The sequence below is a fragment of the Oceanobacillus phoenicis genome (assembly GCF_047238145.1).
Lineage (GTDB): Bacteria > Bacillota > Bacilli > Bacillales > Amphibacillaceae > Oceanobacillus.
In genome coordinates this window covers 500,979-513,578 of sequence record NZ_JBDFME010000001.1, presented here as the reverse complement: position 1 = coordinate 513,578, position 12,600 = coordinate 500,979, and the positions used below count along the sequence as shown (strand labels likewise).

The 12,600-nt window shown below is 42.9% G+C and carries 10 protein-coding genes, 4 tRNA genes and 3 rRNA genes; 14 read left to right on the top strand and 3 right to left on the bottom strand.

Annotated features, from left to right (window positions below):
- Positions 1 to 72 precede the first annotated feature (72 nt).
- The 3 genes from ABC346_RS02780 to ABC346_RS02770 are packed head-to-tail and all read left to right on the top strand — an operon-like array spanning position 73 to position 1,199.
- Positions 73 to 531, top strand: a complete 459-nt coding sequence (locus ABC346_RS02780; RefSeq protein WP_413233446.1) for a DUF948 domain-containing protein — start codon at positions 73 to 75, stop codon at positions 529 to 531.
- A 4-nt stretch (positions 532 to 535) separates the two neighbouring features.
- Positions 536 to 985, top strand: coding sequence for a DUF948 domain-containing protein (locus ABC346_RS02775; protein ID WP_413233445.1), 450 nt, complete (start codon positions 536 to 538; stop codon positions 983 to 985).
- The gene (locus tag ABC346_RS02770; RefSeq protein WP_413233444.1) at positions 978 to 1,199 is read left to right on the top strand and encodes a hypothetical protein; all 222 of its coding nucleotides are present in this window, start codon (positions 978 to 980) and stop codon (positions 1,197 to 1,199) included. Before ABC346_RS02775 ends, ABC346_RS02770 begins: the two co-directional genes overlap by 8 nt.
- Before the next feature lie 295 nt (positions 1,200 to 1,494).
- Here ABC346_RS02770 and ABC346_RS02765 read toward each other — a convergent pair whose 3' ends face one another.
- Positions 1,495 to 1,908: a DUF948 domain-containing protein gene (locus tag ABC346_RS02765; RefSeq protein WP_413233443.1), complete on the bottom strand. Its 414-nt coding sequence runs from the start codon at positions 1,906 to 1,908 to the stop codon at positions 1,495 to 1,497.
- A 165-nt stretch (positions 1,909 to 2,073) separates the two neighbouring features.
- On the opposite strand from ABC346_RS02765, the gene cwlD reads away from it, so the two are divergent.
- Complete coding sequence (gene cwlD / locus ABC346_RS02760) at positions 2,074 to 2,805, top strand: N-acetylmuramoyl-L-alanine amidase CwlD (protein WP_413233442.1); 732 nt, start codon at positions 2,074 to 2,076, stop codon at positions 2,803 to 2,805.
- A gap of 89 nt (positions 2,806 to 2,894) precedes the next feature.
- Positions 2,895 to 3,953, top strand: a complete 1,059-nt coding sequence (locus tag ABC346_RS02755; RefSeq protein ID WP_413233441.1) for an Mrp/NBP35 family ATP-binding protein — start codon at positions 2,895 to 2,897, stop codon at positions 3,951 to 3,953.
- 105 nt (positions 3,954 to 4,058) lie between these two features.
- Here ABC346_RS02755 and gerD read toward each other — a convergent pair whose 3' ends face one another.
- The gene (gerD, locus tag ABC346_RS02750; RefSeq protein WP_413233440.1) at positions 4,059 to 4,703 is read right to left on the bottom strand and encodes a spore germination lipoprotein GerD; all 645 of its coding nucleotides are present in this window, start codon (positions 4,701 to 4,703) and stop codon (positions 4,059 to 4,061) included.
- Between the two features lie 134 nt (positions 4,704 to 4,837).
- On the opposite strand from gerD, the gene ABC346_RS02745 reads away from it, so the two are divergent.
- Positions 4,838 to 5,494, top strand: a complete 657-nt coding sequence (locus ABC346_RS02745) for a KinB-signaling pathway activation protein (protein WP_413233439.1) — start codon at positions 4,838 to 4,840, stop codon at positions 5,492 to 5,494.
- Between the two features lie 38 nt (positions 5,495 to 5,532).
- On the opposite strand, the gene pdaB is transcribed toward ABC346_RS02745, so the two are convergent.
- Positions 5,533 to 6,288 (bottom strand): polysaccharide deacetylase family sporulation protein PdaB, encoded by a 756-nt coding sequence (pdaB, locus tag ABC346_RS02740; RefSeq protein ID WP_413233438.1) that lies wholly within the window; start codon positions 6,286 to 6,288, stop codon positions 5,533 to 5,535.
- Between the two features lie 283 nt (positions 6,289 to 6,571).
- Here pdaB and ABC346_RS02735 point away from each other — a divergent pair, with 283 nt between their 5' ends.
- From ABC346_RS02735 to ABC346_RS02700, 8 genes are all read left to right on the top strand, one after another.
- A complete protein-coding gene (locus ABC346_RS02735) occupies positions 6,572 to 6,793 on the top strand; it encodes a hypothetical protein (RefSeq protein WP_413233437.1) in 222 nt (73 codons plus the stop codon).
- A gap of 357 nt (positions 6,794 to 7,150) precedes the next feature.
- Positions 7,151 to 8,714, top strand: a 16S ribosomal RNA gene (locus ABC346_RS02730).
- A 232-nt stretch (positions 8,715 to 8,946) separates the two neighbouring features.
- Positions 8,947 to 9,023, top strand: a tRNA-Ile gene (locus ABC346_RS02725).
- A 19-nt stretch (positions 9,024 to 9,042) separates the two neighbouring features.
- A tRNA-Ala gene (locus tag ABC346_RS02720) sits at positions 9,043 to 9,115 on the top strand.
- Between the two features lie 143 nt (positions 9,116 to 9,258).
- Positions 9,259 to 12,180: ribosomal RNA gene (locus tag ABC346_RS02715) — 23S ribosomal RNA — on the top strand.
- Positions 12,181 to 12,253: 73 nt separating this feature from the next.
- Positions 12,254 to 12,369: ribosomal RNA gene (gene rrf, locus ABC346_RS02710) — 5S ribosomal RNA — on the top strand.
- The 16S, 23S and 5S rRNA genes sit together here with 4 tRNA genes alongside, the layout of an rRNA operon.
- Positions 12,370 to 12,399: 30 nt before the next feature.
- A tRNA-Asn gene (locus ABC346_RS02705) sits at positions 12,400 to 12,474 on the top strand.
- Between the two features lie 3 nt (positions 12,475 to 12,477).
- Positions 12,478 to 12,551: transfer RNA gene (locus ABC346_RS02700), tRNA-Thr, on the top strand.
- Positions 12,552 to 12,600 lie beyond the last annotated feature (49 nt).

The window sequence follows — 12,600 nt, the reverse complement described above, 5'->3', positions numbered from 1 at the left end:
CCTAGAGATAGGAAACGTTTTATTTCTGAAGACAGGTGGTATAATATTGTCTAAGAGGAGGGAATTTTACATATGGCTGTCATTTATGTTGGAATTTTGTTCATCGCAATCGCATTTGCAATTGTTGCATGTTATGCGGCATTCGCATTAAGTCGTTTTTCAGATACGATGCGATCACTTGGAAAATCGATGACGGAATTAGAAAAAGAAATGCATTATATTACACCTCAATTGACGGAATCACTGCAGGAAGCAGATAAATTGGTCGATGATATTAGTGAAAAAGTAAACGCAACCGACAGTGTATTTGATCACGTAGAAGATGTAGGTACTTCGGTACAAACCATGAATCAATTATACCTTCAACAAAAAGAAACACTGTCTGAAGCGGAATTAGAAAAGAAATTACAACCATTTATAACAGGAATTACGTGGAGCGAAGCATTTATGCAAGTATTTAAAATGTATCGAACAGGAAAGGGGTCGTCGATGAACGATTCAACTTCTGTAAATACAGGAAGAGAGGGATAAGCAAATGACGTTAATCGGCATAGGTGTCATTATTATTGGGGTAGCGGCTATCATTTTAGCTATTTTCATTGGACATACGTTAAATAACTTGGCAAGTGTACTAAGTGGAGTAGATAAAACAGTTCAACAATTGCCGGCACAACTGGATGGCATCTTTAAAGAAACTGGGGATATGATTCATGAGAGTAATCAAACTTTAGCAGATGTTAATGACAAATTACAACAGTTAAGTCCGCTTTTCTATATGGTTGGAGATGTAGGAAATGCAACAAGAAAATTCTCCTCTTCTTTAGTAGATGTAACGGATTCCGTAAAAGCACGTACAGAAGCAGGGAGAGATATTGCGGATAAGAATAATCTGGGTGGTTTGTATGGTAGTTTTGCTTTAGGTTACTATTGGTTGAAAAAACGCAGAGAAATGAAGCGCGAGGAAAGGGATTATACCAATGAATAAGCGAGGTAAGCAAACTGCTATCGCTATAAGTGCAGCACTGGGCGCTTCATTAGGATGGATGGTCAGTTCATACATTTCTAACAAACGTTCTTTAGCGGAGAATCAACCACTCCTCGAACGATTGAAAGACTTTGAAAAACAGCTTTATACGGATGGATTTGAAAAGGCGAATGACCTACAAGGTATTCGTCAAGAAGTGGAAAATCGCATCTAAGAAAATAGGATGGAAAAAAGCTAAACGATTGCCGCACCAACGGCCTCATCGTTTAGCTTTTTTAAATAGATAAGAAAGTATAAAAACTTTGGGTTTCAAATTTTCCGTGGACAGAAAATGCCACGTCCAGCTCCAGCGCCCAGAAACTAGGCGACTTCACGAAATCGCCCTACGATAAGTCATCAGCGATTCGTCGCCTCACCGTGATTCCTTTATCTCAGTTGATTCGCTCCACTCGCTACGTTTCTAAACGGGCGCTTACGCTTTTGTTCATAAATATGTTTAATATGTTTCATTATTTATTTCGTGTAGCCAGGAAATAACCAATGGTTGCTAAACCATAAATCCCTTGTAAGTTTTTACTTGCAATCATAGCGTTCGCCTCTTCTGTTCTTTCTTGCAGTCCATCAGCGGTCTTTAAAATAGAAGAAGTTAGTTGATTTGTCGCACGACCGGTATCTCCAATTAAATGAAAGATGGGCGATAACTCTTTAATTTGTTGATTTACTTGCTGTAAAGTGTCGACTCCGGTACCAAGAACGTCTGTAGCTTGAGACGTAATAGTCTCTACTGTGTTTGGTAATTGGTCCGTTGTTTTTTGGACGCTTTGGAATAAATCAGCTAGTTTCATTAATGGCTTAAATAATGCTCCAGCAAGCCCTAATAATGCTATACCAATAATTATAAGGCCAATTCCTATCCATATCATGAGTGTTTCCCTCCGTTTAAGTAATTCTATGGTTAATTGATACCACTGTGTTTGTAGAAGTAAACCTACCTCGTAAATAGCATACCACAAATGTTAAGTCATAAACTGCATTCTTGTCCCATAAATTTAGTAAAAGAGAAGTGAGAAGGAAGGAGCACAAAATATATGGGAAGAAAAAAGAAAATTGCTTTTTGGCTATTAGGTGTATTTTTACTTGCGTATTTATTACAATACCCAATAAATGAGACAAATATGACGGCAAATCAAGGATGGACATTACCTCTTACCGGAAAAACAATTGTGATTGATCCTGGACACGGTGGACCTGATGGTGGAGCGGTTGGATCCGATGATACCGAAGAGAAAGACATCGCTTTACAAGTATCGAAACTTATTCAGTCTTATTTGCAACAACAAGGAGCACTTGTTTATTTAACCAGAGAACAAGATAAGGATTTAGCTGCAGAAGATACGAGTGGACTAGCTCGAAGAAAATCTGAAGATATTCGTAATCGTTTGAAATTCATTCATGATAAAGAACCGGACTTTTTTCTATCCTTACATTTAAATGCATTACCTTCGACACAATGGCGTGGAGCACAAACGTTCTATTATCCAACAAAAGATGAGAATAAACATTTAGCAACGATGATTCAACAAGAAATCATACGAAATTTAGAAAATACAAACCGATCTCCGTTAGCATTAAATAGTATGTATTTATTAAAACATGCCGAAGTTCCAGGAGCTTTGGTGGAAATTGGGTTCTTGTCTAATGTAGAGGAAAGAGAATTGTTAAAAGACGAAGATTATCAACGAAAAATGGCGGCAAGTATTTATGAGGGAATATTACGATATGCGACAGAGGAGCCAGAAGACGAGGAAGAGACAGACTGAAACCGTCACCAAATAGCATATTACTTAGATTTTTTGTGTTTTGTGTTATACTAGCAGGTGGATACAAACACAAGGGATGGTGATGTTCAATGCTAACTAAAGAGAGGGTTGTAGAGCTATTAAGCTCAGTAAAAGATCCTTTTTTACATATAACATTGGAAGAAACTGGGGGAGTTAAGTCTGTTACGATTAAGGAAGACAAAAAACATGTCAGCGTGAAAATCGGTATTTCCAAGACGAATACAGCAGAGCAAATGGAATTACAACAAGAAATCGTTGGTATCTTAAAACGTGATGGGGCAAATACAGTAGGGCTTCGTTTTGAAGCACTTCCAGATGAAGTTATTCAAAAATATCAACCCGCGGCAGAGAAAGCGAAAGAAGCTTCTCTCATGGGTGGTAATTCAAATACAAAATTTATCGCAGTTGCGAGTGGTAAAGGTGGCGTAGGTAAGTCTACGGTTACCGTAAACTTAGCAGTATCATTAATGCGTTTAGGGAAAAAAGTTGGAATTATTGATGCTGATATTTATGGATTTAGTGTTCCAGATATGATGGGTGTAGAGAAAAGACCTGTTGTACGAGGAGAAAAAATAATTCCGGTAGAACGTTTTGGAGTTAAGGTAATTTCCATGGGCTTCTTTGTAGAAGATAACTCACCGATTATTTGGCGCGGCCCAATGCTTGGTAAAATGATAAATAGTTTCTTCTCTGAAGTAGAGTGGGGAGAATTAGATTATCTATTATTAGACTTACCACCAGGTACAGGTGATATCGCCATGGATGTACATGAGCTATTACCAACTTGTAAGGAAGTAATTGTAACGACACCGCATCCAACTGCTGCTTTCGTAGCGGCACGCGCTGGCCAAATGGCAATAAAAACAGACCATGAAATTCTTGGCGTGGTTGAGAATATGGCTTACTTTGAAAGTAAAACAACCGGAGAGAAAGAATATGTATTCGGTAAAGGCGGAGGCAAAAAACTTGCTGATGTACTAAAAACAAAAGTATTAGGACAGCTCCCTCTACAACAACCTTATGAGGAAGAAGATGTTTTTGCGCCTTCTGTGTACCAAGAAGATCACCCAATTGGAAAAGAATATCATAAGATAGCAGCTAAAGTAATTGCCAAGATGGAAGAATAAAGCGAAACAGTGATGTTTTACTTCCCGTTACATGCGGGGTAAAGAATTAGGGTGTCCTGATTGATGGCGGGCACCCTATTCTCATACATATCCAGCCGATTATGGTTAACCACCGCCGCCAGACTCGCTATTGGAACCAGACTGAGACTCTCCAGATCCGCCTTCTTGACCGGATTCATTTGAAGAACCACTTGATTTGCTTTGTTCTTCCGCAGCCTTGAGTAAAATTTCTTCAATTTTGGCTTGGAAAATAGGGGATTGTAAGGTCTCCTGAATCGTTTCTTCTAAATGAGCTCGAAATTGTTGGCTTTTTACAACAGATAGCATTTGCTCAGTAACTTCAGGATTGTTTAACAGTTCAATCATTTGTTTTTGGAATTGACTGTCGTTCATGAGATCTTTCATTAAATTTTTTTGTTCATCAGATATGGTTTGCGCATATGTCTTAACGAACTCTGGATCTTCGAACATCTTTTCCCATGATTTTTTGCTTTCTTCTGAGGTAAGAGCTTCATTAACAGCATTTTTTACGCTGTCTGATTCCATAACTAATAAGTTTTTAAGTTCTTCATCATGCATAATTTCGCGGAGCGCTTTTTTACCATCTTCAGTTTGAAGTATATCAACAACCATTTTTTTGGTTGAATCATATTCGCTTTCGCTTTGACTGTTTTCACCACCACCACAAGCGGCTAAGAATATAAAGAAGGATAAGCTAAGGAGTACAGTACATAGATGTCGTCGTACCATTTTTAGTCCTCCTTTCTATATACTTAATATGTATGATAAATAATTAAAATATGCACATACACAAGAGAAATAAATGTCGTATCATGGTAAAATATTGGGGGAACTGACAGTATGTGCAATAGGAGTGAAAAAGTTTGAATACACGAATCCTTGTAAGTTTTTTATGGAAAACATTTTGGCTAGGTGGACTGGCCGGATTAATTGCAAGCTTCTTTGTTAAACCAGAGCAATATTTAAACTATTTGCAACCGTTTGATGGGATGGAAATTCTAGGACTTATCGTATTCTTTTTAGGATTAGGGTTAACGTTTGCAACCATTAGTTTAACTGGATTTTTTGCGTATTTATTTGTTCATCGGATGGGATTAAGTTTATTCAAAGGGTATTGGCCGACGGTACAAGTAGGTCTAATCGTTTTTGTACTTTTTGACATTATTTATTTTCCTTATCAATCAGCAGATAATGTGGCGCTGTTTTGGTTTATCTTATTAGCAGCAGCGATATTATTAATTGGTTGGATAGTTGCTAAGATTAAAGCCAAAGAAACAAATAAAAAAGCATTTGTTCCAGCGCTATTCTTTATGGTGGTATTTACGACCGTTGAATGGGTGCCGGGATTAATGGTAGATGGAACAGATTATGCATGGCTTATGGTTGTTCCATTACTTGTGTCGAATACATACCAAATTTTGAATTTACATCGATTAAATTTTCAAGAGAAGAAGCCACAGGTTCAAGAAAGTAATGGGCAGGCTAAAAAGAAAGAGAATGAAAAAAAGAAGAAAAAGTAATGTAAAAGATCTCTTTCCTTTTTGGAAAGAGATCTTTTTTAGTCAACGATTTCAGTATTTGCTTTTGCTTGATTAATGATTTCTGAAATGGTTACCGGTTCATAGCCTTTGTTTTTTAAGCCTGGGAGAATGGTTTCTAATGCACCAGCAGTTTGTTTTGCACTATCTGATGCATGCAATAGAACAATATCTCCATTATCAGTCTCTTTCATGATGTAGTCCACAATTACATCTGTACCTGGGTTTTCCCAGTCATTTGGATTTACATTCCAATGAACTACATGGAAACCGAGATCTTCAGCAAGTTCAATAACTTCTTCGTTAAAATGACCATGAGGCGTGCGCAATAAATTAACGTTTTCATATCCTAACTTTTCAAACGCTTCTTGTGCATACAATAGATCTTTTCTTACTTGATCTATCTCTTGATCTAGATAACTTTTGTATCGATAACCAAGCATTCCAATTTCATGTTCTCCATCCGAAATAGCTTGTAGTAGGTCTGGATGACGTTCTGCCCACTCACCACTAATGAAGAACGTTGCTTGTACATCTTCATTTTCTAATTGCTTTAAAATTTCTTTTACCCTCTCTTCACCCCAACTAATATTAAATGTAATTGCGATATCGGGTTCGTCAGCATTACCTTTTGATAAAGCTACAGGTTCTTCGCCGTTAAATACGGAGAGTACTGCATCTTTTTGTGTCCATGCTATAAGAGCGACGATAAATGCTAATGCGATTATCCATGCAGTTCTTTTTCCTCTTAGACGAAAGGAATAGAAATGATCCATTCGTTCTCCTCCTCTACATATACCTTTAATCATATCTATGCATTACACTAATAAATTATGTACAAGCCTGTTTTGTCGAAATCTCTTTAAGAAAATAATGGATGAAATATAGGGTGTTTGGGGAATAGTATAGGATATACAACTCGACCGACAAAATTCATTTGTTTTTGCGAATACTTGTAATACTTAAGTCATTGGAACAGAAAAAGACTTAATGAAATATATTAATAGCAATATATGAATTCATTTAACGGAATTATTTGGTGATATATGAGGTGATCGCATGATTGGATTATTAGTAAATGAGATGGAACAGAAGGAAATGGAGTATTTAATAAAGCGTGAGCTTGAAGAAATCTTATTAGATTTAGATGATACTCGGATTGATCAAATGGTGAAAAGCGCAATGCGAGAACGATATCGATTATTATTTCAATTACTCCGCAGAGTAGCAAGTGAGCAGGAGTGTATGAAGTATATCCCTAAAAGAAAAGGGAATATTTAATTCGGTACCTTTTGTGGTGATCGATGTTATTACTACAAAAGGTTTTTTATCGAATTTTATTTTTTTCTTTAAAAACTATTGCTGAATAAAAAGGATTATGGTATATTAATTTTTGTTGTCGCTTGATGAAACATTTTGCAAGTCACCTTGAACAAACATTTTAAAAAAAGATTTAAAAAAGTGTTGACATCAAATGGATAACGTGATAAATTGTATCTTGTCGCAAAAAACGACAAACACTGAAATTGCTCTTTGAAAACTGAACAAAACAACCAGTACGAAAGAAGAAAAACACCTCGTTTTTCTTAAAAAGAAATGAAGTCAGAAGTTGACTTCTGAAGCACAAGAAACACAACTTTTATGGAGAGTTTGATCTTGGCTCAGGACGAACGCTGGCGGCGTGCCTAATACATGCAAGTCGAGCGCAGGAAGTTATCTGATCCTTTTCGGAGGTGACGATAATGGAATGAGCGGCGGACGGGTGAGTAACACGTAGGCAACCTGCCTGTAAGACTGGGATAACTCGTGGAAACGCGAGCTAATACCGGATAACACTTTTCATCTCCTGATGAGAAGTTGAAAGGCGGCTTTTGCTGTCACTTACAGATGGGCCTGCGGCGCATTAGCTAGTTGGTAAGGTAACGGCTTACCAAGGCGACGATGCGTAGCCGACCTGAGAGGGTGATCGGCCACACTGGGACTGAGACACGGCCCAGACTCCTACGGGAGGCAGCAGTAGGGAATCTTCCGCAATGGACGAAAGTCTGACGGAGCAACGCCGCGTGAGTGATGAAGGTTTTCGGATCGTAAAACTCTGTTGTTAGGGAAGAACAAGTGCCATAGTAACTGATGGCACCTTGACGGTACCTAACCAGAAAGCCACGGCTAACTACGTGCCAGCAGCCGCGGTAATACGTAGGTGGCAAGCGTTGTCCGGAATTATTGGGCGTAAAGCGCTCGCAGGCGGTTCTTTAAGTCTGATGTGAAATCTTACGGCTCAACCGTAAACGTGCATTGGAAACTGGAGGACTTGAGTGCAGAAGAGGAGAGTGGAATTCCACGTGTAGCGGTGAAATGCGTAGAGATGTGGAGGAACACCAGTGGCGAAGGCGACTCTCTGGTCTGTAACTGACGCTGAGGAGCGAAAGCGTGGGGAGCGAACAGGATTAGATACCCTGGTAGTCCACGCCGTAAACGATGAGTGCTAGGTGTTAGGGGGTTTCCGCCCCTTAGTGCTGAAGTTAACGCATTAAGCACTCCGCCTGGGGAGTACGGCCGCAAGGCTGAAACTCAAAAGAATTGACGGGGGCCCGCACAAGCGGTGGAGCATGTGGTTTAATTCGAAGCAACGCGAAGAACCTTACCAGGTCTTGACATCCTCTGAACACTCTAGAGATAGAGTTTTCCCTTCGGGGACAGAGTGACAGGTGGTGCATGGTTGTCGTCAGCTCGTGTCGTGAGATGTTGGGTTAAGTCCCGCAACGAGCGCAACCCTTGATCTTAGTTGCCAGCATTTAGTTGGGCACTCTAAGGTGACTGCCGGTGACAAACCGGAGGAAGGTGGGGATGACGTCAAATCATCATGCCCCTTATGACCTGGGCTACACACGTGCTACAATGGATGGAACAAAGGGAAGCGAACCCGTGAGGTCAAGCAAATCCCACAAAACCATTCTCAGTTCGGATTGTAGGCTGCAACTCGCCTACATGAAGCCGGAATCGCTAGTAATCGCGGATCAGCATGCCGCGGTGAATACGTTCCCGGGCCTTGTACACACCGCCCGTCACACCACGAGAGTTGGTAACACCCGAAGTCGGTGAGGTAACCTTTTGGAGCCAGCCGCCGAAGGTGGGACTAATGATTGGGGTGAAGTCGTAACAAGGTAGCCGTATCGGAAGGTGCGGCTGGATCACCTCCTTTCTAAGGATATATTAAAAAGGCTGAAGCGACTGTTCAGCAACGTACGAACTGGACTGAGCCGTAGGAGATAAAGGAAACACGATGAACGATAGTGAATCGATGTTGATTTATCGTACGAAGGTAAAGGAAGTTCGCTAGTTGCTAGGAGCTGAAGCTAGATTATTACGGAATCGTACTTGGTTGTTTGGTTCAGTTTTGAGAGAGCAATTCTCTTTAAATTTATAATTGAGATGGGCCTGTAGCTCAGCTGGTTAGAGCGCACGCCTGATAAGCGTGAGGTCGGTGGTTCGAGTCCACTCAGGCCCACCATCTAACACAATAGATATATGGGGCCTTAGCTCAGCTGGGAGAGCGCCTGCCTTGCACGCAGGAGGTCAGCGGTTCGATCCCGCTAGGCTCCATTTTTGTACCTTGAAAACTAAATAAGAGTAACAACGACATCAAACAAAAAGATGAAGCAACTATTAAATTAGAAGCTGAATCTATTTAATGTTTTTTTGAAACAAGGCTATTAAATTAGCACGCTTATTTACTGAAATAACTTAGTTAAGTGAATAAGGGCGCACGGTGGATGCCTTGGCACTAGGAGCTGAAGAAGGACGGGACTAACACCGATATGCCTCGGGGAGTTGTAAGTAAACTTTGATCCGGGGATTTCCGAATGGGGAAACCCACTGTTCGTAATGGAGCAGTACCTATACCTCAATACATAGGGTATAGGGAGCAGACCCGGGGAACTGAAACATCTCAGTACCTGGAGGAAGAGAAAGAAACCTCGATTTCCTGAGTAGCGGCGAGCGAAACGGAAAGAGCCCAAACCAGAAAGCTTGCTTTCTGGGGTTGTAGGACACTCCTTTGGAGTTACAAAGAAATTCTTTAAATGAATCGATCTGGAAAGGTCAGCCGAAGAAGGTAACAGCCCTGTAATTGAAAAAGAATTTCCTCCGGAGTGTATCCTGAGTACGGCGGAACACGTGGAATTCCGTCGGAATCCGGGAGGACCATCTCCCAAGGCTAAATACTCCCTAGTGACCGATAGTGAACCAGTACCGTGAGGGAAAGGTGAAAAGCACCCCGGAAGGGGAGTGAAATAGAACCTGAAACCGTGTGCCTACAAGTAGTCGAAGCCCGTTAATGGGTGACGGCGTACCTTTTGTAGAATGGACCGGCGAGTTACGATCTCATGCAAGGTTAAGTGGAAGACACGGAGCCGCAGCGAAAGCGAGTCTGAATAGGGCGAATATAGTATGTGGTCGTAGACCCGAAACCGTGTGATCTACCCATGTCCAGGGTGAAGGTCAGGTAACACTGACTGGAGGCCCGAACCCACGTATGTTGAAAAATGCGGGGATGAGGTGTGGGTAGGGGTGAAATGCCAATCGAACACGGAGATAGCTGGTTCTCTCCGAAATAGCTTTAGGGCTAGCCTCAAGATGATGAGTACTGGAGGTAGAGCACTGATTGGACTAGGGGCCCCTACCGGGTTACCGAATTCAGTCAAACTCCGAATGCCAGTTACTTAAACTTGGGAGTCAGACTATGGGTGATAAGGTTCATAGTCGAAAGGGAAACAGCCCAGACCGCCAGCTAAGGTCCCAAAGTATACGTTAAGTGGAAAAGGATGTGGAGTTGCCCAGACAACCAGGATGTTGGCTTAGAAGCAGCCACCATTTAAAGAGTGCGTAATAGCTCACTGGTCGAGTGACTCTGCGCCGAAAATGTACCGGGGCTAAACGTATCACCGAAGCTGCGGATTGTTCTTACGAACAATGGTAGGAGAGCGTTCTAAGTGCTGTGAAGTCAGACCGTGAGGACTGGTGGAGCGCTTAGAAGTGAGAATGCCGGTATGAGTAGCGAAAAAAGAGTGAGAATCTCTTTCACCGAATGCCTAAGGTTTCCTGAGGAAGGCTCGTCCTCTCAGGGTTAGTCGGGACCTAAGCCGAGGCCGACAGGCGTAGGCGATGGACAACAGGTAGATATTCCTGTACCACCTCATGATTGTTTGAGCGATGGGGGGACGCAGTAGGATAAGGAATGCGCACCGATGGACGTGTGCGCCCAAGCAGTGAGAAAGTCAGATAGGCAAATCCGTCTGGCAATTTCAAGCTGTGATGGGGAGGGAAATTGAGTACCGAAGTTCCGGATTTCACACTGCCAAGAAAAGCCTCTAGTTAGATCATAGGTGCCCGTACCGCAAACCGACACAGGTAGGCGAGGAGAGAATCCTAAGGTGAGCGGGAGAACTCTCGTTAAGGAACTCGGCAAAATGACCCCGTAACTTCGGGAGAAGGGGTGCTCCTTCATAGGAGGAGCCGCAGTGAATAGGCCCAAGCGACTGTTTAGCAAAAACACAGGTCTCTGCGAAGCCGAAAGGCGAAGTATAGGGGCTGACACCTGCCCGGTGCTGGAAGGTTAAGGGGACGAGTTAGCTCTTCGGAGCGAAGCTTTGAACCGAAGCCCCAGTAAACGGCGGCCGTAACTATAACGGTCCTAAGGTAGCGAAATTCCTTGTCGGGTAAGTTCCGACCCGCACGAAAGGTGCAACGACTTGGGCACTGTCTCAACGAGAGACCCGGTGAAATTATACTATGCGTGAAGATGCGCATTACCCGCGACAGGACGGAAAGACCCCGTGGAGCTTTACTGTAGCCTGATATTGAATGTTTGTGCAGCTTGTACAGGATAGGTGGGAGCCTTTGAAGCGTGAGCGCTAGCTTACGTGGAGGCACCCGTGGGATACCACCCTCGCTGTATGAACATTCTAACCCAGGACCGTGATCCGGTTCGGAGACAGTGTCAGGCGGGCAGTTTGACTGGGGCGGTCGCCTCCCAAAGAGTAACGGAGGCGCCCAAAGGTTCCCTCAGAATGGTTGGAAATCATTCGTAGAGTGTAAAGGCAGAAGGGAGCTTGACTGCGAGACCTACAAGTCGAGCAGGGACGAAAGTCGGGCTTAGTGATCCGGTGGTTCCGCATGGAAGGGCCATCGCTCAACGGATAAAAGCTACCCCGGGGATAACAGGCTTATCTCCCCCAAGAGTTCACATCGACGGGGAGGTTTGGCACCTCGATGTCGGCTCATCGCATCCTGGGGCTGTAGTCGGTCCCAAGGGTTGGGCTGTTCGCCCATTAAAGCGGTACGCGAGCTGGGTTCAGAACGTCGTGAGACAGTTCGGTCCCTATCCGTCGTGGGCGTTGGAAGTTTGAGAGGAGCTGTCCTTAGTACGAGAGGACCGGGATGGACACACCGCTGGTGTACCAGTTGTTCCGCCAGGAGCATGGCTGGGTAGCTACGTGTGGAAAGGATAAGTGCTGAAAGCATCTAAGCATGAAGCCCCCCTCAAGATGAAACTTCCCATCACTTCGAGTGAGTAAGATCCCTCAGAGACGATGAGGTTGATAGGTCCGAGGTGGAAGCGTGGTGACACGTGCAGCTGACGGATACTAATTGATCGAGGACTTATCTAAGTTCTTAGAATGATGTCACGTTACTCTTATTTAGTTTTTAGGGTACAATCCTAAATAACAACAGACCAATTAGTCTGGTAGCGATAGCGAAGAGGTCACACCTGTTCCCATGCCGAACACAGAAGTTAAGCTCTTCAGCGCCGATGGTAGTTGGGGCTTTGCCCCTGCAAGAGTAGGACGCCGCCAGGCTGATTTTTGTTATCCAATTATTCTACTTATTCCACAGTAGCTCAGTGGTAGAGCAATCGGCTGTTAACCGATCGGTCGTAGGTTCGAATCCTACCTGTGGAGCCATATGCTTCCATAGCTCAGTTCGGTAGAGCACTTCCATGGTAAGGAAGGGGTCAGCGGTTCAAGTCCGCTTGGAAGCTCTTTAGGTAAACGCTTGTCCTATATAGGATAGAGCGTTTTTTTTGTGTT

Coding starts and splice junctions, on each gene's coding strand:
- pdaB (WP_413233438.1), bottom strand. CDS start 6,288: ATGGATCATTTCTATTCCTTTCGTCTAAGAGGAAAAAGAACTGCATGG.
- ABC346_RS02770 (WP_413233444.1), top strand. CDS start 978: ATGAATAAGCGAGGTAAGCAAACTGCTATCGCTATAAGTGCAGCACTG.
- cwlD (WP_413233442.1), top strand. CDS start 2,074: ATGGGAAGAAAAAAGAAAATTGCTTTTTGGCTATTAGGTGTATTTTTA.
- ABC346_RS02755 (WP_413233441.1), top strand. CDS start 2,895: ATGCTAACTAAAGAGAGGGTTGTAGAGCTATTAAGCTCAGTAAAAGAT.
- ABC346_RS02775 (WP_413233445.1), top strand. CDS start 536: ATGACGTTAATCGGCATAGGTGTCATTATTATTGGGGTAGCGGCTATC.
- ABC346_RS02765 (WP_413233443.1), bottom strand. CDS start 1,908: ATGATATGGATAGGAATTGGCCTTATAATTATTGGTATAGCATTATTA.
- gerD (WP_413233440.1), bottom strand. CDS start 4,703: ATGGTACGACGACATCTATGTACTGTACTCCTTAGCTTATCCTTCTTT.
- ABC346_RS02780 (WP_413233446.1), top strand. CDS start 73: ATGGCTGTCATTTATGTTGGAATTTTGTTCATCGCAATCGCATTTGCA.
- ABC346_RS02735 (WP_413233437.1), top strand. CDS start 6,572: ATGATTGGATTATTAGTAAATGAGATGGAACAGAAGGAAATGGAGTAT.